Annotated in this window: 2 protein-coding genes; one reads left to right on the top strand and one right to left on the bottom strand. The window is 56.0% G+C overall.

Going from position 1 to position 436, the window contains the following annotated elements; genetic code table 11:
* Window positions 1–229, top strand: a 229-nt coding sequence (locus G3I71_RS53100) for a response regulator (RefSeq protein ID WP_369335590.1), incomplete at its 5' end; no start/stop codon positions are given.
* Between the two features lie 26 nt (window positions 230–255).
* Here the strand turns inward: G3I71_RS53100 and G3I71_RS53095 are convergent.
* Window positions 256–436 (bottom strand): hypothetical protein (locus G3I71_RS53095; RefSeq protein WP_203733176.1); only part of this gene is annotated, 181 nt, incomplete at its 5' end.

Here is a 436-nt window from a genome sequence, read left to right as displayed (position 1 = left end):
CGATGTATTCGTGACCGATGTGGTGATGCCGGGTATGGACGGTCCGACTTGGGTGCGTACGGCGCTGCGTGATCGGCCCGACACCAAGGTAATCTTCATGTCGGGCTATGCCGAGGATATTTTCTCGGAAGGGCGGCCGCCTGTACCCGACGCGGCCTCCCTCGCCAAGCCGTTTTCACTTTCGGATCTAACGGCCTTGGTGACCCGGCAACTGGAGGGTGCTGACTAGGCGAGCCCTCTGTCGAACGGCTTGGGTCAGAGCGAATCGTAAAGGGAAAAATCTTGTGCCATGATGTTGCGCAGCACGGTTTCCTGTTGGGCATCCAAGCTGACATCGACAGCTGGCGGTACATTCACGCGGGGCAAGCTGATCGCGCAATCGAGCCGATCCTCAAGAAAATGGGTAAATGTATCTATGTTTTCATATCGAAAGATA

The sequence above is a fragment of the Streptomyces sp. SID12501 genome (assembly GCF_010550245.1).
Taxonomy (GTDB): Bacteria; Actinomycetota; Actinomycetes; order Streptomycetales; family Streptomycetaceae; genus Streptomyces.
The sequence above is the reverse complement of the archived record's forward strand: the minus strand, read 5'-3'. Positions and strand labels throughout refer to the sequence as shown.